Origin of the sequence: Holdemania sp. 1001302B_160321_E10 (genome assembly GCF_015552275.1) — a bacterium.
In the GTDB taxonomy this organism is placed as follows: domain Bacteria; phylum Bacillota_I; class Bacilli_A; order Erysipelotrichales; family Erysipelotrichaceae; genus Holdemania.
This window is the reverse complement of record NZ_JADNEM010000008.1, coordinates 37,939-62,031: the sequence shown is the minus strand read 5'-3', so window position 1 is coordinate 62,031 and position 24,093 is coordinate 37,939. Positions and strand designations below refer to the sequence as shown.

Below are 24,093 nucleotides of genomic sequence, written 5' to 3'. Positions count from 1 at the left end.
ATGTTTCATCCATTTTCAGGCGATCCGGCAAAAAGGACGGCCGTTGCCGATCGGCGTTTTTTCAACCGTCGCCGGTTGCCGGGCAGCCGTTGAATTTGAAGATAGAAATCTTTCTGATTAAAAGGAAAACAGGAATTGCAAATTCACAAAAAGAAAACACAGATCCGTCGAGGGTCTGTGTCATCATGGCTGTTTTCCCTGCAATATAAGAGTCTGCGGCACCGTGCCCTCAAAGCGAAGGGCCTGATCTTCCAATTCGAGGACGCTGATCTGCAATCCGTCCATTTTATCGAGAATCGTTTTTAAGTTCTTATTGACCGCGGTATTCGTAGATTTCACCAGTGTGGAAGGCAGATCCACCCCGGCCAGACTGATCCGCTGCAGCTCTACGGCGACTACGTCATCCTGACCACTCAGCCTGGCTTCCACCGCAATGCGGCAGCCCTTCGCCAGCGTCAAGAGCGCGCTGTACTCTTTCAGCTTGGGAAACAGCTTCACGAGCGCTTCGGGATCGTTAACCGTCATTTCAATCGTTACTTCATCGCCGTTTTCAAGCGTGATCTGCGGATCGGAAAGCATATCGCCGACCGCAGTTTTCAATAATTCCCCCAGCTGTTGTTCCGACAGGTTCAGCTGCAGCAGCTGCGTCCCTTTGGCAGTAAACTGACCTTTGGCAATCTGCGTCAGCTGGCTGATCAGCTGCTCGGTGTCGGGCAGCGCTTGGGATAGTTCCGGCAGCAGCGGAGCGGCAGGCGCGGCGCTGGATTGAGGCTGGAGGGAAGAAACCGGACGGCGGCTCCAATAGGATCCTAACGCCAACGAACCGGTAACGACGATCATCACCCAGCAAAATGCTAAAAGGATGTCGAATATCCGTGATTGGGGTTTCATAAAAGCGGCTCCTTTCTATCCAGAAGTATGCTCGGCGATCCACTTTTTATCCTGAAACCGCAGTTTGAATTTCAAAAGATGGAAAATCCAAACAGGTTGCGGTACAATAGACGGGAAATGAGGTTGGCTTGATGGAAAAACAATGGACTACTCTACAAACCGGAGGAAAAGAAATCACCTTGATCGGCACGGCGCACGTTTCCAAGGTCAGCGCCCAGCAGGTCAAGGAGGCGCTTGAGGAAATTCATCCCGACAGCATCTGCGTGGAATTGGACGAGGATCGCTATCAGTCGCTGATGCATCCGGGTCAATGGGAACAAACTGATATCGTACAGGTCATCAAGCAGAAAAAAACAGGTTTTCTGCTCGCTAATATTATTCTAAGCTCGTACCAGAAGAAAATTGCCAAAAAAATGGACATCAGCGCCGGCGCGGAAATGATGCAGGGCATCCAGAGCGCCAAAGAACTGAATGCTGAGCTGGTGCTGGCAGACCGGCGGATCCAGACGACGTTCTCCCGCATCTGGCGCAAGCACAGCTTCTGGCAGAAATGCAAGCTGCTCACCAGCATTCTCTTTTCGCTGTTTGACGACGAAGACATCACGGAAGCGGATCTGGAACAGCTCAAGCAAAGCGATATGCTGGAAAGCGCGTTAAAGGAAGTCGGCGACAGCTTCCCGGTCGTCGCTGATGTCCTGATTCACGAACGTGATCAATATCTCGCCACAAAAATTGCCCAGGCCAAAGGACCAAAAGTTGTCGCCGTGCTGGGGGCGGCGCATGTTCCGGGCGTCAGCGCTTTGATTGAAAGCGGCAAGCTGGCCGATCTGAACGAATTGGATTCCTTGCCCCCCAAATCGATCTGGGGCAAAGTGATCGGCTGGGGCATTCCGATCGCGATCATCGCGCTGGTCTGCGCCACCTTTCTAAGCTCGCACAGCGCCGGCTGGGAACAAATCCAAAGCTGGATCTTATGGAACGGCACGTTATCCGCCCTCGGCACGCTGCTGGCCGGCGGTCATCCGCTGTCGATCCTCACGGCGTTTGTGGCGGCGCCGATCACCTCGCTCAATCCGCTGCTGGCCGCCGGCTGGTTCGCCGGTCTGGTCGAAGCCTCGGTACGCAAGCCGAAGGTCAAAGATTTTGAAAATCTGACCGAAGACGTCAATTCCGTTAAAGGCATGTGGAAAAACCGCGTGACCCGGATCCTGCTGGTCGTCATTCTCGCCAACGTCTTCAGCTCGCTGGGCACCTTCATCGGCGGCACCGACATCATCAAAACTTTTCTGGAAACCGTGTTCTGAGAAGAGCCGGTTTTTTTGTTTGAAGGTCAGTTCACCTGTCCATACTAAGGAACGAATAGAAGAATAGTGCGAGGTGAGCGAAGATGCAGAAATCATATTGGCAGAAACAGCGTCCGCTATGGGAATGTCCACAGCTCAACGAGGATCAGGAAACCGATATCGCGATTGTCGGAGGCGGGTTAACCGGATTGTTATGCGCCTGGATGCTCAAAGACAGCGGCCGGCGCGTCACCGTGATTGAAAAACGGCGTTTTCTGGAAAATAACTCCGCCCGCAACACCGGTAAGGTCAGCGCGCTGCACGGTGCGTTGTATCACACGCTGCCCGCGGACATCGCGCAATCCGTATACCAGCTCAACCGCACGGCCGTCGATCACTACGAACAGCTGATCCGCACGGCGGACATTGCGTGCCGCTGGCAGCGGACTAGCGCGATTTTAGCGGCGCAGAGCGAAGAAGGCGCGGCGATCCTGAATCAGGAAAAAGCTGCTCTGTCAGCTCTCGGAGCCCAGCTGAGCGATCCGCCAAGCTTTCCCCTGTCGCTGACCTGGGCCGATCAGCTGGCCGCGGCGGATCAGGCGCTGCTCGATCCCTGGTTGTTCCAGGCTGGTTTATTGGAAGCGTTAAAGGACAAAGTGACGCTCTACGAAGAATCCCCGGTCGTTGAGATTCAGGACCATTGCCTGATCAGCGACGGCAGCTACCGCCTGCGGTTCAAGGATTTAATTCTCACCACGCAGTTCCCGGCCTTTGACCGGCTGCAGCTGTACGCCGCACGGTTTCACTACCAGCGCGAAGCGGCGGCGGCCTTTCGCTGCGATCCGGCCCTCGACGGTCTGATGCTCAACACCGTCGATCCCGGTCAGGCGCTTTCACTGCGGTTTGCGCGCAGAGAGGATCAGCCGACCTTGATTCTGGCGGGTCCGGCCATCGGCATCCATCATTATCCCAAGGATCCTTACGCACCGCTGTTACAAACCGCAAAAACGCTGGGCGTGCATCAGCCGCTGGCCTGCTGGAGTGCGCAGGATCTGATTCCCCGCCGCCACCTGCCGTTTATCGGGCAGATTCAGGATCATTACTGGATCGCATCCGGATATTCCAAATGGGGTTATACCTGGGCGATGATCGCCGCGGAAATGATCAGCGCGCAGGTGCAGGATCCGGCCTTCGTCATTCCGGCGTATCTGCGGGCCCGGCGCAAGGGTGATTTATTCAGTTTGTATACGTTGGGCAACGCCGCGACCTTGACGGAAGCGTTCTTCAAGGATCGCTTTACCGTCACCCCGGAAAACCAGCCGCGCCGCACCGGAACCGTCGTGCGTCTGCATGGACGCCGTTACGGCGTCGTCATTCCTGAGGAGGGTCTGGAATTTCTGGTCGATCTGACCTGTCCGCACATGGGCTGTCCGCTGCACTACAACCCCGCCGATCAAACCTGGGACTGCCCATGCCACGGTTCGCGCTTCACGCTGGACGGACGCAGTCTTTATTCCCCGTCCAACGTTTCCCTGCAGCATTATCCAGGCGTCAACAGTCTGCATCCCAATTTGAAATAAAGACTTGAAATTCCTGCTTGCTTGATTGGCTTTCTGATTTTACAGACTAAAAAAGGACAGACGCTGATAACTTTTCAGCACTGTCCTTCCTTTATTTTATAGTAACTGCTATTTTATAGTAACTGTGGATTATTTCCACAAATCGAATGGATACAGTCCCTGATCCTTATATTCTTTCAGGCACTGGACGACATACGGTTTATCCTCTTTATAGGTAACGCCGAACCAGCGGTCGTTGGAGGTCAGCACCTTAACTGTGCAGGCCTTTTGTTCCAGCAGCGTTCCGATTGCCGTCGGAATGACGTGTTCGCACTTCATCGGATTTTCAACGATACCCTTACGGATGAATTCCTCAAAAATCGGCTCGCACTGTTCAAAGATTTTCGGCGTAAAGCCCCAGAAATTCATCGAAACGACAGAACCCTTCGCAATCGGTTCCCAAGTCTTGCCATCGTCGTTGGTCAGCTTCGCACGATCGCCGTCCTTCGCGATCTTCGGGCATTCCACAATCTTCTGCAAGAAGCCGTTTTCATCCCGTTCGCAGATCGCCCGGGAAACGGTGCCGTGGTCTGTCAGCGTGTTTTCCAGCACATAACCGACCATGCCGTATTCGCCGTCTTTGACTTCGTTGGATAAGAAGTTGTAGATGACGCGGAAGGCGTCCTTGCCATAATAATCATCGGCGTTGATGATCGCAAACGGAGCGTCCAGGTTGCGGCAGGCCAGCAGCGCATGGGTTGTTCCCCATGGTTTTTCACGGCCTTCCGGCACCGTGATTCCCTCCGGCACGTCGTTGAGATCCTGATAAGCGAACTCGACTTCCATATGTCTGGATACTTTATCGGTCAGATTCTTACGGAAGGCTTCCTCATGTTCCTTGCGGATGATCAGCACGACCTTGTCAAATCCGGCTTCATGCGCGTCGTAAATCGAGAAGTCAATGATCGGTTCGCCATTGCTGCCGAGAGCGTCTATCTGCTTCAGCCCGCCGTAGCGGCTGCCCATACCGGCTGCCAGAATGACTAAAACTGGTTTTTTCATCTTATTTCTAATCTCCTTTTCCATTCTTTTTTATTAAATTCATTATATCATGGTTTTTCAGGTTTAGGACAGCGAGTTGTCCGCGGCTTGAAATCCCTTTCTTCCCCTCGGTCTGAACTTGCTTTGGCGGATTCACGGCCCGATTTAATTTTTACTATCGGCCGCCGGCCTGAATCGGTTCCTTGAGGAAACCGATCGGATGGATTGTCTGGTCTTGCTTCGGGTTAAAGCTGGTCAGCGGCTTGTCGAGCAGCAGGCTGCAGCGCTGGATCTTTTCAAAGCCAAACCGGCGGCGGATCCCGTCGACTGTCTTTTCCAGCTGCAATAACGACTGACGGTGCTGCTCGTCGACGAACAAATCCAGCTGTTCCCCGGTCTGATCCAGGCACAAATCAAATACACTGATCCCGATGCTGCGCAGCGGCAGCGCATTCTGCCAGGCCTGGCGTAAAAGAATTTCCGCGTCCTCCAGAATTTCTTCCGCCAGCTGAGTCGGCCGGGCGCGTTTACGCTGCTGGCTCCAGCGGAATAAATGAATATCCCGCAGGCTCAAAGCGATACCCTTGCCTTTCAAGCCCTGATCGCGCAGCCGGGAAGCGACGGACTCCGCCAACACCCGCAGCACCAGCCGCGCTTCTCCATGCGTATGCAGATCATGAACCGCCGTGACGCTGTTGCCCACGGATTTGACCGGAATCGCCTCGCTGGCCAGTGCGACTTCGCTGATATCCTCGCCCAATGCGAACCAGTGCAGCATCTCCCCGACCTTGCCGAAATAGCGGCGCATGAACTGCCGGTCGCGGCTGGCCAGATCGCCGATCGTCGTAATCCCCCAGGCTTCCAGCTTCTTCTGCGTCGCCGCTCCGACATAAAACAGCTCACGCACTGACAGCGGATAGATTTTCTCCTGGAAATTGGCCCGGGTAATTGTCACAAACCCGCTGGGCTTAACGAAATCCGAGGCCATTTTAGCGAAGATCTTGTTGAACGAAAGTCCGATTGAAATCGTTAATCCCAATTCCGCGTAGACCCGCTGCTGGATTGTTCGGGCAATCTGTGAAGCGGGGCCGAACAGCCGCTGCGACTGCGTCAGATCCAGCCAGGCTTCATCCAGTCCGTATTCCTCAACCCGGTCGGTATATTCCCGATAAATCGCCTTGACCTGATCCGTAATCCGCTGATAACGGCGGTAATCCGGGGGCAGGATCAGCAGCTGGGGACACTTGATCCGCGCCTCGTCTAAGGTTTCCCCGGTCTGAATCTTGTATTTCTTGGCATGCAGATTCTTGGCGAGGATGATCCCGTGCCGTTCTTCCTGACTGCCGCCGACCGCCATCGGCCGTTGCTTCAGCTCGGGATTCAGCATCTCCTCAATCTGCGCGTAACAATGGTTAATATCGCAGTGAACGATCGCCCGTTCCATTCTCATCACCTCTACCTTGAATTTTACAAGAATAAAATTCAAGTAACGTTCTTGACATTGTTCAAGGCAAGTGATATGTATGTCTTTCCAGTTTCTGGCGATTCGTGAAACAAAAGAAAATCCCGGTGAAATGGCAGTCATTTCCGGGACTTAACACAATGATCTACTCTAACTGAAGATCAGACTCTTTCAGGCGTAACTATAAAAATAGGCAAACCGCGGATCTGTCGTCAAAGACTTAGCAAACTTCCAAGAATCATTAAAAAAATCACCGATAAACCAATATTTGTCCATAGAGCTAAATTCTGATTTTGCTGACCCGACGTCAGTCGAAACAGAACTTCATCGAAAATGATGACATATCCCAAGCCCAGAACAAACAAAATGAAAAGCAGGCCTAATATTGAAAATGGCAGTGAAACTCCCAAGGCAAGGACATTCGCAGCAGAGTAAGAAAGAATATTGGCTTCATAATAGTTTAATTTTACAATAACCGTAGAGAGAAACAAAAAACTATAGACACCCCCGCTGACGAAATATACGATTTTTCGTTTTTGAACATCAACTTTATGCTTTCTTTGTTCATAAATTCGGATTAAATGATTCATCTGCAGCGCATTATCCCTTCCAACAGCAGCCGCGATCCAGAAGCTGATCGCTAAGAACAGAAATCCAGCTTTAAGCAATATTTCTTCTTTAGCTTTAAAGATCTGAATTACAGGAGTTTCGTATACATATTCAGTTTTCCCTAACGATTGAAGCTGCTCCATTTGCTGCTCTGCTCTTTGGAATCCCTCCATACTTTCCAGATTCAACGTTAAAGTAAACACTTCTCTTTCCAATGTTCTCTGATCCATTTTTTTGTCTGCGTACTGCTCATATAATTTCGATATTTGACTTTGAATACCGGCATAATACTGATTTTGATTGGCAACCCACTTCGTCTGTCTTTCGTCCAATGTTCCCTGCAGTTGAAATGAAAACTGTTGATAATAATACTCATCTTTTCCGATATACGGTGAATATTGCCAGCAATAAAATGATTGTAAAATGATCAGTGCGATAAAGACAAAAAGATTTTCTCTATTCATCCAGAATTTACGGAATTCATAATTCAATAAGGAACGCGGGTGAAAATCATGTTTCAAATTTAATTTCCAATTTCTTTTTATCTCTGGTTTTGGATGCTTCGTTGCATAGCGAAAGAAAATACCGCTGCTGACCACACCTAATAAACATGTTAAAATTATCAAATAACAGATTTCTATCGGATAGTTTCCTATCGGCACACTCATAAAAGCAGATAAATATTGATTGAACTGCAGTAAAGCAGCAAGATTCACATATTTCAATAAAATTAAAAATGATTCGTTTACAATCTTGGCATAAAGTCCAATCTCTGCACCAAACAGCAGAATTACGCAAAGATAAAATGTAGGTCCTTGATTCAACCGAACGGCAATAGCACTGATAAAAAGCAGAAAAAATAAAGTAATAAAAGCTTTCATGCTTAAATAGACCGCTAAAAAAGAACCTGCACTCATAGCGTAGGGAACATAGAGAAAACCCATGACAGTCTGGATCGGCAAACTTAAATCGCACTTCCACCCTAATAACGAAAGGCTGATTCCCCATTTCAGCAGTTCTAAAAATATAAACATACCGCCTCCCATAAGGAAAAGGCTTATAAATTTATGTACTGCAGCTTTCGTTTTATATCGTGGGATTGGCATTAACAAAGGTTCAAGATGGTCTTCTTTTTCTTTTATCAATAACGAATAAGCACTGAAAATTATAAAAATAAGCACCATCGCCAAACTCACGGGTTCCTGTAAAATGAAGCTCAACGAAAATGCTGGCTGTAATTGAAATTGACGATGGCTTAATTTTCCATAATATTCCGCTTTGCGTTCACTGTTTAAAAAAGCATAAGATCCCGGGTCACTGAATAAAGTGGATTGGCGAAGGCGGTCATCCTCGCTTAAAACCTGCTCAACAAACTGTGGATAAGCCTTTGCTTCTTCGATTTGATTTTCATAAAATTGCCGGCTCACTTCGTCAAATGAACAGGCCAAGCTAACCCATGAAACACCATTTTCTTTTTGAAACAATAGAAATGTCGTCGCTGCACACTGGAAAAGAATAATGAAAATAACGACTTTACGAAATGGCGAATGTCTCAGACATTTCTTAATTTCATATCTTACTAAATCCATAACTGTTCATCCTCAAAATCGTTAAGATACAAATCCTCCAGGGATGGCGATATTGATTTATAGTCTTTCCAAATTTCTTTTGTTATCACTCTGACAGTATAGCCTTCATTTTTTTTCTGAATCCGAGTTACGCAGCATTCCCGCTTAAGTTTTTCACAGGTTTCTTCATCACAGGTAATTTCATAAACATGATTAGGAAACAACTCCGCCAATTCGTTCATTGTTCCTCGTTGGATGATTTTCCCTTGCTTCAGAAAAATAAACTCATTTGCGATCAATTCCACGTCGCTGATGACATGTGTAGCGCAAATAATAATTTTTGCCTTGGATAATTGGGCAAGGATTTTCCTTACTTGTACACGCTGCATCGGATCCAATCCTGCCGTAGGTTCATCAAGAATGATCACTTCAGGATCTTTTAAAAGAGTTGCCGCCAATAACAGGCGCTGTTTCATTCCGCCTGAATATTCTTTAATTCGTTGATTTCGCTCCGGCCATAGAAAGACTTGTTTCAGCCCACGTTCAATTTCATTTGTAATCTGATCCCGCGGTATTTCCTTCAACGCTGCAAAATATCCCATAAAATCATAACCTGTAAAATCTTCATACAAAGGCTGATTCTGCGGCATATAACCTAAACCATGGTTGAATTGAGCTCGACATTCTTTAAGTGGTTTCCCATTCCAAAGAATTTCTCCCGACGTTTTTTCTATATTTCCAACTAAGATATTCATTAAGGTCGATTTCCCTGCCCCATTGGGACCAAGAAGTCCATAAACCCCTTCTTTCAGCGTTAGATTGATATGATCCAGCGCTGATTTTTCATGATAGCGCTTTGTCAGTTCTTTGATTTCCAGAATCATAAATTTCACCAATCCAATCCTGTGACTGGTTTTGCCTTCTCAAATTCTTGTTTAAAATACGCTTCTTTCTCAAGATAATACCAAAGAGAATCTATTGCTTCGCCATACTTCCGTTTCGTGCCTATAAAGTATTGATCATTGCTTTCTGTAACAAAAAATTGCTGACCTTCTTTATTGAAATCCGGATAATTTTCTCCGCTTTCGATATCAATATATCCATAAATCACTTTCTCCGGTCTTTGTGTCATATCAACCGTTAAATTAGAATAAAAAGCTTTCCCGTGATCATAGAAGCGGAAATCGATCGGATCCGGGTTATTTAAAACAATACGATGTGTTTGTTGCTGATAATTCAATTCAACAAGCGAATAATCCTGATCTAAATAATATAAACTTTTTTTTTCATGATCAATATTCTTCATCAACGTGATCCGAATTTTCTCAGCTTCATCCAAAATAAGCGTTTCCTTCGTTTCCAAATTATAACAATTTAAAAATTCCTTCGGATTTTCGTTTTGTTCCTGATCCTCCGATGTTTTAAAAAATATGAATTGATGATCTGCCGCTACGAGCTTCCGGCATTCCGCCGTCTGTTGCAGGGTCGGTTCGTATAATAAATGTAACGAGTCATCCTTCAAATCAAAATAAGCTAACTGACTTTCTTCCACTAAACTTCCGTTTTTCTGGAACTGACTGCCGATGATTTCCATATAAATTTTATGATCATGATAAATAAACGAATAACTGTCCGGCATTATTTCATTATATTTTTTATTTTTATATCGGTACAATTCTTTTACATTTTTCCCATCGGGATCCATTCGCATAAAAGCTAAGTAATTTTCATTATGATATGTATAATAAATAAAATTATCATAATAAGCGATACCACTGATATAGGCAGGATACATGTGCGGATCATTTTTCATATTCTTTTCTGGAATACGAATAACCTTGCCTGTCGCAAAATCAAAGTAAGCCATTCCTGTTTCTTCATTGCCAAATTGAAATATTCCTATATTATTAATATTTCGATAAGTGACTAAATAATAGTCTTCTTCTGACATTGTTGGAACAGCCTTTTGACTTGAAGCACAACCTGTTAACAGCGTAAAAATCAAGACTGCCAGGATTCCCTTTTTCATGACTCAATCTCCCTTCAAATATCGCTGCAATTGTGCATTGAGATCATCACGGATTTCTTCGATACGCGTATCCTTCATCACTTCTTTATACTTTTCCATATCGATAAAACGTGGATCATTATAAAAAGTATAATATTCGTTATGCTTAACAACAAGATCCTGCATTTCATCAAAATATTCACTGAAATCAAAAGTAAATCCATACGCACAGGATTTATTTAAGGACTCATAAAATTTCTGATGATTCTCTTTGGTTAAATCTTTTGGCAAATTTGTATTTTCTACTATATATGGATTACCTGTACCGAAAAAGATCTTTTCATTTTGTTTTGCCCCATTAGGAAAAAAAACACGACTAAGTTCAGGATCTTTATATAGTAGGCTGAAAAAATTCATAACATCATCTTTTCTATCACACCAAGAAGGAATCGCTAATCCCCAATAGGGAATAACGTTTATAAATTCATAGTTATCCGCAATTAATTCTCGCTCTTTTTGTTGATTTTCTGAAACATAATCATACCAAATTACTGCATCCATGTCATTGAAGGTTGGATCAAGCACATAATAATTATTTTGATATAATTTTATATATGTACTTAAAGTTTGCATCCATTCTTCACATTCATAAATAATTTTAATTGTTTGCGTCTTTTCATCAATAACAAAGGGGCTCACTTCCAATGAATTTCCACATACAGGCGTTAAATATGGAAAACTATTCATAATTCTATAAGAATTGTAAAACAAAAGTTGATTATCTTCTTCGTTACCAATATTTTTCAAAAATTCCTCATAATGCAAAAGATTACAACTAACTGGTAGATCAAATTTATATTGATCTATAAACTCTTGCTTTATAGCCATATAGGCTACATGATCAAAACAACTTCGCTTGGTTTCCACTAAATCAAAAAGGCTACCTGGAATAAAATAAGACTTTCCATTAATTTTTTGAGAATCAAAAACAATTTCAGGATACGCATTATAGATAATTTTCCCAGAATCTTCGTTTAAGAAGTAAGTATCTAATTCCGTTAATAGTCCTTCATCAACCAAATATGTTCTTGAAAAATCCATAGAACCTAGTTGGTTTACACTGATAATATCAATTTTTTCTTTATTTTCTTGAGCTGATTTCATATAATCCAAAATTCTACTCGACATAGATGTGTATACTAAATTTTCTAATTCTGTATCGTATGGAATAACATCAATCAAATTTATAAAATTGATTTGATAACCTGATTTACTTTTCAGTAAATAATTATTTATTTCTTCCCTTCGCTCCTTTATTGAAAAATCACCAATCATATAATACCAATTTAACGTAATTACAGATGTATCAGTCAAATTAGAATTTTCTCTCATTGTACAACTAGTATTAATCAATAAAATAATTATCAATCCTAATAATCTTCTTCTCATATCCTTTTCCCTTACTTTAATTTCCGCTAATGCCATTATAATTGCTATAAGAAAGTCACACTGTTACTTTAGAATAAGTAACAGTGTGACTTTTACTTTAAATGAACGTGCTTAAAGATTTTTGTTCATTATAGCCACGAATTATATGATTCCCTTTAACCTCGGTTGGGGTACCACGCCCATATGCTATCGCCTTTGTAGTATTATAATTCCAACCTGTCGCATTACTACGATATCCTTCTTGGAACAATCCTGAAACACTACTATTACTTTCTAATACATTTACGGATGTTATAGCTGTTGCATGACCTTCCCCCCTACTTAAAGAACAAGTAGCAGTATAGTCATTGATACTCATTTGACCATACGTATACGATCTAACGGCTGCACTAATAGTGGTCATTGTGCATAATGCACAAATAGCTGTCGTTAAAGCCAATCTTTTTTTCATATTTTCCTCCTTCTAGGCTTTATGCCTTATATCTAAAATATTGTCCGGATCAATATTTATAGAATCTACTTTATTCTATTTTCGATTAAGATCCGAAATCGCATTCAGGATATCCACACCGGGCTTCAACTTTCCATGCTGCGTGATTACTGAAACCTATTAAGGATAGAGATGCCGCAAGAAGAAGCAAGATTAATAGTTTTTTTACCATTGGATTATCCTCTTTTCTTTTTACAATTGCATTATATCAGTTATATTCTGAAAATTATTATTTTAAAAGATTGGAACAAAAAATCATGTTTTAAGCACAAATTTCATAATTGTCATTCAAATTCACGCATAAAGTCGTAAAATGGTTTATAATATTTATTATGGTCTTTTTCTAATATAAAACCCCATTGTTTCTTAAACACACTAATGATCATTGGTTTTTTCTCTTTTTTTAGTTCTGGTAGGAGTGTTTTATTGATATAATTGCCCAGATCTTTCATTGTACTTTTTGAGCTATATTTATAAATGAAATACTGCAAAAACAAATCAGCTTGTTTCGTATCTATACTTTTGAGAATCTTAGAATCCGGTTCTATTTTTAAGTAGTCACAGCATGTAAAATAAAACAGGCCGCACGAGTATATTTTTAGCGGGTTAAGAACTAAAAGGCTCTGGAACATTTCCAAAGCTTTCGTATAATTTCGTAAATCTTCATAATATGTCATTGCCAGAGTATAGTAGCCATTATTAAGGATCTCTGGGTTTAACTTATTTTTATTCTCCATGATGAATTTTTCTAATTCACAAATTGCTGAATGAATATCAAAAGTATTAATGATACAGGCTGTGCCAACTAAAAATGCTAAACATTTCAATTGTTGATTCGGCAAATTCTTCATTTCACATTCTTCACGAACTTCATTCATTAATTCAATGAGTTTAATATAATTTCTTTTATATTTCAGGACATACAGTAAATCAAATTTTACTAATAAATAATGATTACAAAACTCCAGGTCTTTTTCATAACTGATAATTTCGTTTAAGTTACGCAAATAATTCATTGAATGACAAAAACAAAGATGAAGCAATAAAACATTCAAAGGATTTGGAACAACATTTCTCATCATTCGATACCATTTATACTTACTATCTGAGAGCTTTTCTTTATTGAGATTGGCATTAATCAAATCCAAGTAACATTGCTTTAATTGATTATAATAGAAAGAAGAAGTTTTAAATAAAGCATGAACACGATCTAAAATCATTTCCGCTTCCGATAAATTTAAAGTTTCAAAATAATGCAGGCATTGCTGATTTAAGTCCGGCAGCACTTTGTCTAACCTAGCATTTTCTTTGAACGAATATCCCAGCCGCTGAATCAACTCGTGATAAATGACATCATCTTTTATAATTTGTCCAGTTTCGATCCGATGAAGGGTTGATACAGAACAAATCTGCCTCTGATTTGCATCATTGATCAATTCTTTTTGCGACAATCCCTGGCTTTCCCGTTCTATCTTTATGAAAAGTCCAAGCTGCCGCTTATTATCATCGCTGATCGAGGTAAATCCCGCAATTTTCATTGTCAAAGCCCTCCTTATAAGATTATTTTATCATAGAATCCGAGGTGGAATTTAACATCTTTAACCGGACAAGGAACACTGTGCCTTCCTTGCTTGTCGCTTCGACTTCAATCGTTCCGCGGTGCGCTTCGACAATTTCCCGGGCAATCGCCAAGCCCAGACCGCTCCCCTGCGATCGGTTGCCGGTATAAAAAGCATCGAATAACTGCGGCAGTTCCTCCGGATCGATCCCTTCTCCGGTATCCCGAATCCGGATTTCTATTTGATCCCCCCTGATCGAGCAGACACAGTCGATCTGCCCGCCTTCCGGCGTATGCGCGAGAGCGTTGCGCAGCAGATTATCAAACACCCGCTGCAGCCGCAGATCATCTGCCCACACCCAAACGGATTGCTTTGGCAAAATCAGATTCATCCGGATCTGTTTCTGCCGGGCGCTGACCTGATGGGCTTCCATCAGATGTGTCAGCAAGTCGTTCAAACATACCTCATCAAAGACGAATGCCAGCTCATGATTTTCCAGCTTGACGCTTAAAAACAAATCGTCGCTCAGACCTTCCAGCACCTCTAAGCGCTGGCGCATCGTCGACAAGTTCCGCTGCTGTCCCTCATCCTTCGCCTCCATCTGCTGAAGACAGCCTTTAAGAACAAAGATTGGGGAACGCACGTCATGCAGCACCTTCATGATCATCCGCTGCTTCTGCACCTGTTCCTTCTGCAGCTGCTGCGTTCGTTCATCCACAAGACGATCCAGATTCGCGTTCATCTGTTCCAGTTCCCGGTTCAGCGATTCTGATTCATCAAATTTTGCGGCAAATTTACGATTGATCACCAATGCCGCCATCATCATAAAGAACAAAAAGCCGAACTGCGGCAGCATGTAGACGATCATCAGCTCGCCCGCCTGCATCGCCCCGCGGTTATAGATTAAATAATAAAAGAAAAGTATGCTTTCCCACACTGCATATCCGCATACCAGCGGAAAGGTTCCCGAAAGATGGCGTTGATCAGCGCGGACAAACAGAATCAGAAGGGGAATCACAGCCAGAATCCGAATCAACGTTTCCACCCCTTCCGGGGTGATATATTGAAGCAGCAGCATTATGACAAAGCCTGTTGCCAGAATACGCGGCGTAAGCATGGCCTGCAGCCGCGCGGGAATCGCCGGCTTCAGCAGCATCATGATGATCAGCAGCTGGCATAAGGTCGTCATCAAAAAGATTCCCGGCATGATCAAAGAACACTGCGCATAGCTCAATGGAAACAAGGGGAAAGCGGACAGAACGAGCACCCGCAGCAGCGAAACCAGCGAAGCCGCAGCCAACAACAGCAGATATGTTTCTTCCTTTTTCTTTTGGAACAACGTTAGCGAGGACATCATCAGCAGTAAATAAAAGCCGGCATAAAACATCGTGATGCCGAAGGCGACATGCGAAGCGGAAAGCGCCGCCTGCGGTCCTGCCAGCAGCATACCCGGCGGGGAATAGGGCTGCGATGTCGAAACCGCGTCGTTGCGCTGCAGCTCGCTGGGAGCCAGTGAAAGGGTCAGCGTACCGTCTGCCTGCGGCAGTCTGACAAATTGAATCCGCTGATAAGGATCCTGACTCGAGGAAAGATAGATTAACTGATCGTTAACCCAGACCTGAACCGGTCCCGCATTATCCAGAATCAAGGTCAACGGCTGCACCTGAACCGGTGCTTTCAGCGTGATCGAACAGCGCTGCTGATCCGCACTCATTCCGCTGACAAGCCGCATTGGCCGGGTTTCAATCGAAATCGGAATTTCATCCTGTTCCGCCAGAGCCGCGGTGTTGTGGTTGATGTGCAGAAAAAGCCCCAGCGGCAGCAGCAGTAAGGTGAAAAACAACACAAGTACCCTAAATCGTTTGAACATCCGGCATCGCTCCTTTATAATGAGTTCAGGTGATCATCATGGATCGTGTATTGATCGTAGAGGACGATAAAGAAATCGCCCGCATCATCCGTTATTATCTCAGCCAGGACAATCTGTACGAAGTCGTCAGCGCCGCCAGTGCCGAGGAAGCGCTGTTTTTAGCGCGTGACGCCTACGATATTATTCTGCTGGACGTCGGGCTTCCGGATCAGAGCGGGATCGACCTCTGCGCGCAGCTGCGGCAATGGCACGACTGCCCGATCCTGTTTATCAGCTGCCTGGATGACAATAACACTATTATATCAGCTTTGCAGCAGGGCGGGGATGATTACATCGTGAAGCCGTTTGACAACGAGATTCTCCACGCCCGGATTCAGGCAAATCTGCGCCGCTGGCGGAATGACCGCCAACAAAAGAAGACCGTCAACGAGCTGCGCTGCGCTTCGTTCACGCTCAACGCTCAAACCCATAAGCTGACGAAAACGGACGGAACGTGCTATCCGTTAGTCCCGATGGAATTTAAGATTCTGGCATTTCTGATGCAGCATGCTGGACAGTGTTATAAAGCCAGCGAGCTTTACAATCATATCTGGGGCAAATCCAGCTATGGCGATCACCGGACCGTCGTCGTTCACATTCACAATCTGCGCAAGAAGATCGAGCAGGATCCCGCCGATCCGCAGCTGCTGCAAAGCGTGTGGGGCAGGGGTTATTGCTTTATCGACGAAAATCCGCAGGTGCTTTGACTGCGCGGGATAACTTCACGCGGCAATTTAAAAAAGGCAAACGCGGGGGTTGACGTGACATACATCGCCTATTATTATTTTCATTGCAACAGCCGGCAAGCATTGCGAACTTCGCAGAGAGTCGCAGTGAAACCAGATCTTTACAATTTATCAAACCAGGAGGAACACCATGGAAAAGTCAGAAATTCTTCAACAATGGATCGAAGCGGCAATTCCCGATCCGTTTTTATTTCAGCAGCGGCGCGCGGTCTACACGCATCTATTGGGAACCGCTCATTTCGCAGCGATGTTAGCGATGAAACGAAGCGTAGACAGCGAAGCGGCGGAACTGGCGGGGTTGCTTCATGATATTTCAACCTATCTTACCGGTGAGCATGAAGACCATGCCCGCAAAGGCGCGGCGCTGACCTTGCGGATTCTGGGCGATCTGCAGTTGGGCACCCCACAGCAGCAGGAACAGATCGCATTGGCCGTTCAGCGCCACAGCGACAAGGAACACATCCAGACACCGCTCGACGAAGTGCTGAAAGACGCGGACGTCTTGGATCATGTGTTCAATTATAAGATGCTGATCCGGCGGGAAATCCCCCGCCTGCATGCGTTGGAGCAGGAGCTGGGTCTCACCTTTCCGTTCTGGGATCAGTTGCAGGAAAAGTACGAAAACGCATAAAAACAGTCTGCCTTGCTGGAAACTGATAAAAAAATACAAAAAGTTAAAAATGGGAATGTTTCGAAAACGGCTTCCTATTTTTTTGGTTAAATTCGCATAAAAAGCGGTGATTAGATCCATTTATTTGCCTGAATATAGAAACGTTGCAGAAGTATGAGAAAATATAATTTTCAAACTCTTAAAAAGATCCTGCTTTTTCGGCAGCCTCCGCAAAATCTTCCATTTTTTATTTCTGAATTTTCACAGATAAACGATGCGCTACGCATTCATGTTCATGATCAGACTGCGCTTGTCCCTGCAATGAAAGCAAAATCCGGCAAGCAACTTCCAAAGCACTTGTTTTTCTTCCTGAACTTTGATCTTGTGCTGCTCAAATCATCCAGACCTCAGCGCATACTTAAAAAGGCAAGAGAGAATCTTTTAATCCCTGTCCGCAGTTAAAACCTGATTAACCTGATTGATCAAATTCAACAGATTTTTATAAAGCCAATATTTCTCGATAGAAAGATGCAGAACTGCCGTTCTTGATCCTTCAGCGGCGATGATCAATCAAGGCGTCGAGTTTTTCCACTGCCGGTTTCAGTCCTCAGGGCTTCATCACTTGTCAGATAAAATCAAAGAGACCTTCATCATCAAGGAAATAAATCCTTCTTCCTCACTTACTTTTCCAAGACTTTCATAACATATACAGGTTTTGATCAGAAATCCAATTTACTTCTTTTCCCAAAGCTTTTACCAGTAATCTCAAATGACAAGTGCTTGCCATTTGGCCATAAAAAAGAGCACCGCCAGATCCTTGACCCGTTGTGATCTTTTTTTCCTATCTCCGTTTTTCTCTTCCGTTATCTTAAGTTCTTTCTGATTCTTCCAAGAAGGTTGAAAAGTTCCTGGCTGTGAGCTCTGCCAGAATTCGATGAAGATGCTTTTCGACTGCCTCCGCCGCATTCTGTGCCAGCGCTTTTTCCAGCAAAGTTTCACGATAGGCGATCCAGGTAAACCAGAAGGCCGAATTCAGCGAATAAAGCAGTTCCGCCGCAATGCGCTCCTTTTCCGTCAGCGGCCTAACCTTGCAATAAGCGCGGACATAGTTTTGGAAGCAAGCTTCAGCCGACGCTTGATCTTCCGTTTCATATTCGCGGAAGATCAATAACCCTTCCAGAATCATATCGGAAACCATGACCGCTTCTCCGGCAATATTATAATCAAATATAATTAAATCTCCCTCTGCCGTACACCCCAGATTGCCAAGGGATAAATCGCCCTGACACGCAGCGTGAGGCAGCGAATCCCATACCCAATCCAGCGCCGCTTCCGTGCGGATTCTCTCCCGGACGCTCTGCCGGACAAGGTTAATCCAGCAATCCAGCCTTCCCTGCTGAATCCATTGTGAAAACAGCGGCAGAGCATTGACTTCATTCCGTCCCATCGGTTCAAAGATTGTCGAATAGGGCAGATGCAGCTCCATCGCCAGCGCTGTTTTGTGCATCTGCGCTGTCAGTGCACCAATTTTCGCAGCGAGAGCAAGACTGATTTTTTTCAAAGCCGGACCGGCGTCTTCCTCCAGCGTAATCAAGTAGCCCTCATCCTCAAGACAATATCCGGATTTTGTTTTCAGATAGCGGATTGTCCGCACGCCGCCTTGATGAAGCGCTTCGCAGAAGGCGCAGCGAGCTTCAATCTGATCCGGAGTCACCTGCGCTTCCTGCGTGATTTTCATAATTCGGGTCTTTCCTTCTGCCCAGCTCAGCCGCAGAATTCGTTTCTGCTTCCAGGCTGCCGGATCACATTCGTCGATCGCTAATAAAATCTCCTACCGCAGCGGCTGCGCCTGAATCGCAAACGCAGAAAGCCAGCGGGCTCTCCGTTCTTGGATCGCCTGATCCAGCGCTTCATCGGCCCAGCGCATAAACTGCCTTCCAATTCTTCCTTGGATGCCGCCCTTCATCCGCAATTTCATAAAATGTAATCGCCAGCGACCGGGCTAACTCGCGGTCTCCGGCTGAATCCCCGATTAAAATTGACTGCTTCAAATCAATCTCCGGATATTTTGCCAGCGCCTGTTCAATCATCCCCGGTTTCGGCTTACAACAACGGCAGCCGGCATCGCGGCGGTGCGGGCAGAAGAAAATATCCTGCAGATGAATCCCCTGCTGCGCTAATCGCCAAACTAAGCGGTCGGTGAAATTCTGATAATCGGCGAACGTGATGATTCCTTCGTCAATCAGATATTGGTTGGTGATCATGATCAAAGCATATCCCTGATCCTGTAAAAAGCGCAGCCCTTCCATTGCCCCGTCGATCAGCTCCGGCTCCGTTTTGCCTTTCCATTCCACGTCCGGGTAGTCCCGGTTGATCGTCCCGTCACGATCTAAAAACGCTGTTTTCATTCCTTCATTCCCCTTAATTTCACGCTTCTCTCCTCTTTGCGCGAGGATCACAATCCGCTTTGGTTGTTCTCAGTCTCACCTTGAATACCGTTTCTTAACTGGTTTGAATTATAACGCAGCGATAAAATTCAATCCGCTTTCCAATCAATCGCAACGCAATGCCACGTTTCCTTTTCAAACATCAAGCCATGGTAAGCTTCCATGATCTGATCCGGTTTGATCACATGGCTGATCAGCTTCTCCGCGTCAAAAACACCGTTTAAAATCAACCGCTGAACCGTCTCAAAATCCCGCAGCACATTCCGCCGCAAACCATCGGTTACCGGGAAGGGATTCAGCTCATTGAACGCTCCCTTGACATTCAGCATTTTCATGTGGATCGCATTGAGCACCGGCGTGATATCGCAGGTATAGGAAGCCCGCGGCGAACCTAACAGAATCACCTGTCCATGCTTCGCCGAGCCGAGAACGGCGTTGACGATCGCCCCGGAAATCCCGCTCGCGTCCACGCTGATATCGCTGCCTCGGCCCTGCGTCAGCTGCCTGATCTGTTCGACCTGTTCCTGCGGGGAACAGCTGAACACTTCCTCTAATCCCAAGGCGCGGGCTTCCTCACAGCGGGAAGCCACCGGATCCAGCGCTAAAACACGAAGTCCCGCCTGCTTCAGAAGCAGTGCGGTCAAAATGCCGATCGTTCCCAATCCGTACACCGCGGCGGTATCGGTCAGCTTTCCCTCGCACGCCGTGATCACATTCATCGCAATCAGTCCCAGCGGAATGATACAAGCCTGTTTGTCGCTCAGCCGATCGTCGATCTTCATAATTTTATCGCCCTGCGTCGTTCCGACATGGGAAAAGCGGTTGACCGAAGCATGCGGACCAGAATAGAAAACCCGGTCGCCGACATTCAGCGACGTCAGGCCCTTCCCCTTCGCCAAAACGGTTCCGATCGCCGAATATCCCGGATACACCGGATAACTGAACCCCTGTTTGATCGCATAGACCCGCGACAGCTCTGTTCCCGCGCTGATTAAGGACATTGACGTTTCAATAACGGCTTCATTGGTTTTAAGCTCGGCAGCGTCAAACTGGAAATCCTCACATTGGCATTCAGCCTGAGCCTTGCCCGTCAGGACGATTGATTTTCTCTGCATTAAAACTCCCTCCATTCTTTCTCTTTCTGGAATTATTATACCATAACGTTCTGCCGATCTCGCAGCGAATGTCCGTTGACTTTCATCTCCCTGCTTCCTATAATGAAATTAACGAAAGAGAAAAGGAAAAACCATCATGAGAATTCGATAGTCCCCTGAAAACCATATCATTCGGCACCGGCTGTTTTGCCATGCCTGAGCGGACCATCGAATTCTTTTTTCATGCGCTTCCAGTTCCAGTTTGCGGGTCATTCCCACTGTAATTTCAGATCATTCTGATGAATTTGATTCCTATTTTTCATATTGCCTGAACCCACGCTTTGTTGTTTGGAGTGGTGCGATTCATTCTTATTCATTTCATTCTGATCCCGGGGAATTCCCGTGCGGTCAGAAATCTGAGACGCGTTTCTAATCCGTCTGATCATAAGATACAAGTCAAAGCTTACATGATTCGCGGTGTGTCGGACGGCGCTTCCTTTCATTTCTGCATTTTTCATCAGGCTGCTTTTTAAAATTCATTGGGATCCGATTTCATCGTTACAGGCGATTCTTGGAAAGAAAAAAAAATCGAATCAGGGGAAGGTTTTTTCAACGATGTCCGCTCCTTTGAAAATAAGGAGGAAATCTTATGTTGCTTTGTTCAGTCGCTCATCTCGTCCAGCGTTTTCGCGGCGAAATTCTATTCCAACTTGATCAGTTTGAGATTCATACCGGCGATAAAATTGGGTTGATCGGGGCAAATGGCTGCGGAAAAACAACATTGCTCAAACTCTTGGCCCGGGAATGCGAACCCGATCAGGGCGTGATCATCAATCCTGTACCGATCCGTTTCTTTCATCAGCAGCCGCTGCCTGAGGAAATCACGCCTTCCCTTTCCATAATGAGTCAGGACCAGCAAACCGCGGCCCGGCTGCAAGCTTTTTTTACACAACCCGCCGCTCTGGCGTTTCTGGATGAGCCGACTACTCATCTGGATTTGCCCAGCCGGCAGACGTTCGAAGCTCAGCTGGCAACGCTGGACAGTTTCATTCTGGTCAGTCATGATCAGCAGCTGCTGCGCCAGTTCTGTACGCGGATCGTAGAAATCCGCAATCATCAGATTCTCGTTTGGGCGATGACGTTCGACCATTGGTTACTGGAAAAGGAAAACCAGCGCCGCCGGCAACAGCGGGAATATGAAAAAAGAACGAAGAAGAAAGCTCAGCTGCTGCGCGCCGCAGAACAAAAAGAACGCCAGGCCGCAAAATTAAACCGAAAGCCCAAACGGATGAACAGCCGGGAATTCCGCCTGCGGCGATTCATTGCGACGAGGAAATCCTTCGATGGCAAACAGAAAGCGATGCGAAAAACCGTCGCGCATCTGCAGGCTCGGATCGCTTCGCTGCCGCCTGCGGAAAAACCCAAGGTTCTGCCGGTGATGAAGCTTGACCTTCTGATCAATCCGCCGCCGCAGGCGAAGGTGCTCGTAGAAGCCGAAATGTTTTCCTGCGGTTACCCCGGCCGGCCGCTGCTTCATCAGGCTTCGTTCCGAATCTTGAATTTCACCCGGACCGCCATCATCGGTCCCAACGGCTGCGGAAAATCTAAGCTTGCCCGGTTGATCGCTGACCGCGCGGAAGGACTGCGCTTTGCGCCCGGCGTGCGCCCCGGACTGCTTGATCAACAGCTGGATTTATTAAATCCTGACGAAACGATCCTGCAGAACGCGCTGCGGCTCAGTGTTCAGAAAGAAGAAGTGATCCGCACCGTTTTAAGCCGAATGTTATTTCCGCAGGATACTTTAAACAAAAAAGCGGCCGTTCTCAGCAGCGGCGAGCGGGTCCGGCTGGCCCTGGTCTGCCTGTTTTGTTCGGCATGCAACATGTTAATTCTGGACGAACCGACGCATTACCTCGATCTGCCCTCGATTCAGGCACTGACTCAGCTGCTTCAGACGGCGGGACAATGTGTGATTCTTATTTCTCATGATCCGGCTCTCATTCGTCAAACCTGCACACAGCTGCTGCGCTTTGAAAATCAGAAGCTGATCTCCCTGGCGGTGGAGGATTGGTCAACGACCCGAACTTCGAAGCCGCCTTTGGAAAAAACAATCCTGCAGATGCGGCTGATTTCTCTGGAAGAAGCGCTGCGCCAGCAACCGGAGAATCCAGCATTGCAGGATCAGCGGGACGCCTTGATTGTTCAGCTGCGGCAATTCATCTGATTAAAACGCATGAAGTCCATAAAAAAGCACGGAAATCGCGGTGACCCGGAGGCCATCTTGAAATCCGTGCTTTTCTTGGTTATCCATCGTTTCTGATTGAATCAGAAGCAAATTGACTCTTTCCCGTTAAATTGGATTATACATTCGCACTTGTAACTTTTAATGATCCCGGAATAGTTATCTGTCGTTTTCTGTCCATCTTCGCGACCCGCTCAAGCTCCGCTATTTTAATAACCCTTGATCGACTAAGAACTGCCGCGCAACATCGTCGAGATTCTTTTCTTCAATGTCAACCTGATAGCTCAAATCAGTCATCGATTCGTTCGTAAAGATATTATCCAGCAAGTGCAGTGTCGCTTCCAGATCCGGCGCAATCGCTTTCACACGCTCAAACAAGTCTTCCTGCACAACAATGACGCCGTTATATTCCGGGAAGAAATGCTGATCATCTTCCAGAATCTGCAGCTGAACTTTTTTATTCCGGCCATCGGTGGCATACGCGACGGTAACATCCGCATTGCCGCTTTCCATTGTGGAATATTTGAGGCTCAGATCTACCGGCCGCGTGTTTTTAAACGTCAGGCCGTAAAAAGTAGTAAACGGATCAAATTTCATCGTGCCTTCATCGTCAAAAAATTCATGTTCTGCGCTGAAGACCAATTCCGGAGCGACGGCAACCAGATCGGTAATTGTTTTTAAATTGTACTTGGATTGAATTTCTTTCGGAACTGCGACGGCATAGGTATTGTCCAGCCCCAGCTTATTCACCATGACAAGTTTATCCTGTTCCTGAAATAACTCGTTTGTATAATCAAACAATGTGGAACCGGCCGGCACTTCCGACGGATCCCGGTGCAGGAATGTCGTCAGCACCGTGCCGTCATAGCTCATATACACGTCATAGACCCGTTTTTTCATTTCATTGTAAGCGTTGACCGCGGTCATCTCCTCGCCGATACTGACGGTCAGATCCGTACGGTCCTCCACCAGCATCTTGATCATCCGATGCACCAGCTTCTGTTCCGTAACGCGGCCATCGACAATCTTGATTACATTTTCTTTTTTGGAACTGCAGCCCGGGATCAGCAGCAGGCAGAGCGTCAACAATAAGACTAGTCCTTTTTTCATCATCTTCCCTTCCTTT

At 45.9% G+C, this 24,093-nt stretch carries 20 protein-coding genes; 6 read left to right on the top strand and 14 right to left on the bottom strand.

Translation table 11 applies throughout. The annotated features are described in order from the left end of the window. Window positions 1-183: 183 nt before the first annotated feature. Window positions 184-891 carry a hypothetical protein gene (locus tag I2D94_RS06475; RefSeq protein ID WP_072684746.1) on the bottom strand — a complete coding sequence of 236 codons (708 nt, stop codon included), beginning with the start codon at window positions 889-891 and terminating at the stop codon, window positions 184-186. Window positions 892-1,022: 131 nt separating this feature from the next. Here I2D94_RS06475 and I2D94_RS06470 point away from each other — a divergent pair, with 131 nt between their 5' ends. Then, window positions 1,023-2,195, top strand: a complete 1,173-nt coding sequence (locus tag I2D94_RS06470; protein WP_195396044.1) for a TraB/GumN family protein — start codon at window positions 1,023-1,025, stop codon at window positions 2,193-2,195. An 83-nt stretch (window positions 2,196-2,278) separates the two neighbouring features. Further along, on the top strand, window positions 2,279-3,754 hold the full coding sequence (locus tag I2D94_RS06465) for an FAD-dependent oxidoreductase (protein ID WP_195396043.1): 1,476 nt from the start codon (window positions 2,279-2,281) through the stop codon (window positions 3,752-3,754). A 129-nt stretch (window positions 3,755-3,883) separates the two neighbouring features. On the opposite strand, the gene I2D94_RS06460 is transcribed toward I2D94_RS06465, so the two are convergent. The 9 genes from I2D94_RS06460 to I2D94_RS06420 form a co-directional block, all read right to left on the bottom strand. Beyond that, the gene (locus I2D94_RS06460) at window positions 3,884-4,795 is read right to left on the bottom strand and encodes a sugar phosphate nucleotidyltransferase (RefSeq protein WP_072684743.1); all 912 of its coding nucleotides are present in this window, start codon (window positions 4,793-4,795) and stop codon (window positions 3,884-3,886) included. Between the two features lie 154 nt (window positions 4,796-4,949). Further along, window positions 4,950-6,227: a DNA polymerase IV gene (dinB, locus tag I2D94_RS06455; protein WP_195396042.1), complete on the bottom strand. Its 1,278-nt coding sequence runs from the start codon at window positions 6,225-6,227 to the stop codon at window positions 4,950-4,952. Between the two features lie 221 nt (window positions 6,228-6,448). Continuing rightward, window positions 6,449-8,434 carry a hypothetical protein gene (locus I2D94_RS06450; protein WP_195396041.1) on the bottom strand — a complete coding sequence of 662 codons (1,986 nt, stop codon included), beginning with the start codon at window positions 8,432-8,434 and terminating at the stop codon, window positions 6,449-6,451. Beyond that, on the bottom strand, window positions 8,425-9,297 hold the full coding sequence (locus I2D94_RS06445) for an ABC transporter ATP-binding protein (protein WP_195396040.1): 873 nt from the start codon (window positions 9,295-9,297) through the stop codon (window positions 8,425-8,427). The genes I2D94_RS06450 and I2D94_RS06445 overlap by 10 nt, the downstream gene beginning before the upstream one ends. A gap of 5 nt (window positions 9,298-9,302) precedes the next feature. Continuing rightward, window positions 9,303-10,442 (bottom strand): hypothetical protein, encoded by a 1,140-nt coding sequence (locus tag I2D94_RS06440; RefSeq protein WP_195396039.1) that lies wholly within the window; start codon window positions 10,440-10,442, stop codon window positions 9,303-9,305. Between the two features lie 3 nt (window positions 10,443-10,445). Beyond that, entirely contained in the window at window positions 10,446-11,906 is a 1,461-nt protein-coding gene (locus I2D94_RS06435; protein ID WP_195396038.1) for a hypothetical protein, read from the bottom strand. A 61-nt stretch (window positions 11,907-11,967) separates the two neighbouring features. Next, the gene (locus tag I2D94_RS06430) at window positions 11,968-12,321 is read right to left on the bottom strand and encodes a hypothetical protein (protein WP_195396037.1); all 354 of its coding nucleotides are present in this window, start codon (window positions 12,319-12,321) and stop codon (window positions 11,968-11,970) included. Between the two features lie 323 nt (window positions 12,322-12,644). Continuing rightward, window positions 12,645-13,898 carry a helix-turn-helix transcriptional regulator gene (locus tag I2D94_RS06425; RefSeq protein WP_195396036.1) on the bottom strand — a complete coding sequence of 418 codons (1,254 nt, stop codon included), beginning with the start codon at window positions 13,896-13,898 and terminating at the stop codon, window positions 12,645-12,647. A 22-nt stretch (window positions 13,899-13,920) separates the two neighbouring features. Next, window positions 13,921-15,789, bottom strand: a complete 1,869-nt coding sequence (locus I2D94_RS06420) for a cell wall metabolism sensor histidine kinase WalK (RefSeq protein WP_195396035.1) — start codon at window positions 15,787-15,789, stop codon at window positions 13,921-13,923. Between the two features lie 38 nt (window positions 15,790-15,827). Between I2D94_RS06420 and I2D94_RS06415 the strand changes: the two genes are divergently transcribed. The 3 genes from I2D94_RS06415 (at window position 15,828) to I2D94_RS06405 (ending at window position 17,646) form a co-directional block, all read left to right on the top strand. Next, the gene (locus I2D94_RS06415; RefSeq protein WP_195396034.1) at window positions 15,828-16,535 is read left to right on the top strand and encodes a response regulator transcription factor; all 708 of its coding nucleotides are present in this window, start codon (window positions 15,828-15,830) and stop codon (window positions 16,533-16,535) included. A 169-nt stretch (window positions 16,536-16,704) separates the two neighbouring features. After that, the gene (locus I2D94_RS06410; RefSeq protein WP_195396033.1) at window positions 16,705-17,205 is read left to right on the top strand and encodes an HD domain-containing protein; all 501 of its coding nucleotides are present in this window, start codon (window positions 16,705-16,707) and stop codon (window positions 17,203-17,205) included. Between the two features lie 153 nt (window positions 17,206-17,358). Beyond that, entirely contained in the window at window positions 17,359-17,646 is a 288-nt protein-coding gene (locus I2D94_RS06405; protein ID WP_195396032.1) for a hypothetical protein, read from the top strand. 406 nt (window positions 17,647-18,052) lie between these two features. Here I2D94_RS06405 and I2D94_RS06400 read toward each other — a convergent pair whose 3' ends face one another. The 3 genes from I2D94_RS06400 to I2D94_RS06390 form a co-directional block, all read right to left on the bottom strand. Continuing rightward, entirely contained in the window at window positions 18,053-18,922 is an 870-nt protein-coding gene (locus I2D94_RS06400; protein ID WP_195396031.1) for a hypothetical protein, read from the bottom strand. Between the two features lie 172 nt (window positions 18,923-19,094). Continuing rightward, window positions 19,095-19,592, bottom strand: coding sequence for an HAD-IIIA family hydrolase (locus I2D94_RS06395; RefSeq protein WP_195396030.1), 498 nt, complete (start codon window positions 19,590-19,592; stop codon window positions 19,095-19,097). Between the two features lie 128 nt (window positions 19,593-19,720). Beyond that, window positions 19,721-20,746: a zinc-binding alcohol dehydrogenase gene (locus I2D94_RS06390; RefSeq protein ID WP_195396029.1), complete on the bottom strand. Its 1,026-nt coding sequence runs from the start codon at window positions 20,744-20,746 to the stop codon at window positions 19,721-19,723. Between the two features lie 628 nt (window positions 20,747-21,374). On the opposite strand from I2D94_RS06390, the gene I2D94_RS06385 reads away from it, so the two are divergent. Next, complete coding sequence (locus I2D94_RS06385; RefSeq protein WP_195396028.1) at window positions 21,375-22,949, top strand: ATP-binding cassette domain-containing protein; 1,575 nt, start codon at window positions 21,375-21,377, stop codon at window positions 22,947-22,949. 222 nt (window positions 22,950-23,171) lie between these two features. Here I2D94_RS06385 and I2D94_RS06380 read toward each other — a convergent pair whose 3' ends face one another. Next, window positions 23,172-24,080: a glycine betaine ABC transporter substrate-binding protein gene (locus I2D94_RS06380; protein ID WP_195396027.1), complete on the bottom strand. Its 909-nt coding sequence runs from the start codon at window positions 24,078-24,080 to the stop codon at window positions 23,172-23,174. Window positions 24,081-24,093 lie beyond the last annotated feature (13 nt).

What these genes read in the sequence shown, in the direction of transcription:
- I2D94_RS06435 (WP_195396038.1), bottom strand. Translation starts at nt 11,906, where the DNA reads ATGGCATTAGCGGAAATTAAAGTAAGGGAAAAGGATATGAGAAGAAGA.
- I2D94_RS06450 (WP_195396041.1), bottom strand. Translation starts at nt 8,434, where the DNA reads ATGGATTTAGTAAGATATGAAATTAAGAAATGTCTGAGACATTCGCCA.
- I2D94_RS06410 (WP_195396033.1), top strand. Translation starts at nt 16,705, where the DNA reads ATGGAAAAGTCAGAAATTCTTCAACAATGGATCGAAGCGGCAATTCCC.
- I2D94_RS06440 (WP_195396039.1), bottom strand. Translation starts at nt 10,442, where the DNA reads ATGAAAAAGGGAATCCTGGCAGTCTTGATTTTTACGCTGTTAACAGGT.
- I2D94_RS06395 (WP_195396030.1), bottom strand. Translation starts at nt 19,592, where the DNA reads ATGAAAACAGCGTTTTTAGATCGTGACGGGACGATCAACCGGGACTAC.
- I2D94_RS06400 (WP_195396031.1), bottom strand. Translation starts at nt 18,922, where the DNA reads ATGAAAATCACGCAGGAAGCGCAGGTGACTCCGGATCAGATTGAAGCT.
- I2D94_RS06430 (WP_195396037.1), bottom strand. Translation starts at nt 12,321, where the DNA reads ATGAAAAAAAGATTGGCTTTAACGACAGCTATTTGTGCATTATGCACA.
- I2D94_RS06415 (WP_195396034.1), top strand. Translation starts at nt 15,828, where the DNA reads ATGGATCGTGTATTGATCGTAGAGGACGATAAAGAAATCGCCCGCATC.
- I2D94_RS06390 (WP_195396029.1), bottom strand. Translation starts at nt 20,746, where the DNA reads ATGCAGAGAAAATCAATCGTCCTGACGGGCAAGGCTCAGGCTGAATGC.
- I2D94_RS06470 (WP_195396044.1), top strand. Translation starts at nt 1,023, where the DNA reads ATGGAAAAACAATGGACTACTCTACAAACCGGAGGAAAAGAAATCACC.
- I2D94_RS06460 (WP_072684743.1), bottom strand. Translation starts at nt 4,795, where the DNA reads ATGAAAAAACCAGTTTTAGTCATTCTGGCAGCCGGTATGGGCAGCCGC.
- I2D94_RS06475 (WP_072684746.1), bottom strand. Translation starts at nt 891, where the DNA reads ATGAAACCCCAATCACGGATATTCGACATCCTTTTAGCATTTTGCTGG.
- I2D94_RS06380 (WP_195396027.1), bottom strand. Translation starts at nt 24,080, where the DNA reads ATGATGAAAAAAGGACTAGTCTTATTGTTGACGCTCTGCCTGCTGCTG.
- I2D94_RS06405 (WP_195396032.1), top strand. Translation starts at nt 17,359, where the DNA reads ATGAGAAAATATAATTTTCAAACTCTTAAAAAGATCCTGCTTTTTCGG.
- I2D94_RS06385 (WP_195396028.1), top strand. Translation starts at nt 21,375, where the DNA reads ATGTTGCTTTGTTCAGTCGCTCATCTCGTCCAGCGTTTTCGCGGCGAA.
- I2D94_RS06445 (WP_195396040.1), bottom strand. Translation starts at nt 9,297, where the DNA reads ATGATTCTGGAAATCAAAGAACTGACAAAGCGCTATCATGAAAAATCA.
- I2D94_RS06465 (WP_195396043.1), top strand. Translation starts at nt 2,279, where the DNA reads ATGCAGAAATCATATTGGCAGAAACAGCGTCCGCTATGGGAATGTCCA.
- I2D94_RS06425 (WP_195396036.1), bottom strand. Translation starts at nt 13,898, where the DNA reads ATGAAAATTGCGGGATTTACCTCGATCAGCGATGATAATAAGCGGCAG.
- I2D94_RS06420 (WP_195396035.1), bottom strand. Translation starts at nt 15,789, where the DNA reads ATGTTCAAACGATTTAGGGTACTTGTGTTGTTTTTCACCTTACTGCTG.